Origin of the sequence: Aliivibrio sp. SR45-2 (genome assembly GCF_963890165.1) — a bacterium.
GTDB classification, from domain to species: domain Bacteria; phylum Pseudomonadota; class Gammaproteobacteria; order Enterobacterales; family Vibrionaceae; genus Aliivibrio; species Aliivibrio salmonicida.
In genome coordinates this window covers 1-910 of the sequence record NZ_CAWPRC010000079.1, presented here as the reverse complement: position 1 = coordinate 910, position 910 = coordinate 1, and the positions used below count along the sequence as shown (strand labels likewise).

Annotated in this window: 1 protein-coding gene; it reads right to left on the bottom strand. The window is 34.8% G+C overall.

Features of this window, described 5'->3' with window-relative positions:
* Positions 1 to 247: 247 nt before the first annotated feature.
* The gene (locus AACV33_RS03810; RefSeq protein WP_182700738.1) at positions 248 to 763 is read right to left on the bottom strand and encodes a GNAT family N-acetyltransferase; all 516 of its coding nucleotides are present in this window, start codon (positions 761 to 763) and stop codon (positions 248 to 250) included.
* Positions 764 to 910 lie beyond the last annotated feature (147 nt).

Here is a 910-nt window from a genome sequence, read left to right as displayed (position 1 = left end):
ATATACAAATATCATTATTGTAATATCGTGAAGAACTACTGTGATTAATGTCACTAATTTCTAAGTTAATAAAAACAAAGGTAATATTTTAGATAACCATTATCTATCGCCTAGAACATAACGCCGCAATAACACGTTTACTACGACATAGATTTAGCTGAATTTTACCGCCTTAATCACTGAAACGAAAGACATACCTAGAATGCCGAATGTAGTAAATCGTGTTGATTGCTTTGTTATACCGTTTCTAACAGCGTACCCAATACCTTGTTAATGGATTCGGAAAGACCTTACCCATTACGATATTTTCAAATTTACCACCGTTATTTTCTATGATTTTTCGTGAAGCTATATTGTCTTCGTCAGCTGTCAATAGCACTCGATTGAGCCCAAGTTCTTTAGCTTTAGTTAAAGCCAATTTGAGTATCGATTTTCCATAACCATTTCGGCGAAATGATGGTGCTATATCATAACCAATATGACCTGCTTCCAGTGCTAGAAACTCATTATTTATATTGTGACGAATACGAACCACACCCAAAATAGACTGACTATCATTAATTAGCCAAAAGTGGCTACATGGGACATAACCTTCACGTAAGTTAATCCCATTACTTTCATCAGTTAAACTTTGAATATACGAAGAAAAATCCTCTTTTCCCAATAAGTAGGATTCAATATTACTAATATCGTTGGCTGCATAATCCTCGAAGAAAGCTAAGAATGCTGACTCCAATTCCAATGATGGTACAACTAATTCCATGTCAATTTCTCCTTTTAACGGTATAACGCCGCAATAACACGTTTATTACTACGACGACTTAGCTGAATTTTACTGCCTTAAACACCAAAACCAAAGACAAACCTACAACGCCGAATGTAATAAATCGTGTTGATTGCTTTGTTATAC

Coding starts and splice junctions, on each gene's coding strand:
- AACV33_RS03810 (WP_182700738.1), bottom strand. CDS start 763: ATGGAATTAGTTGTACCATCATTGGAATTGGAGTCAGCATTCTTAGCT.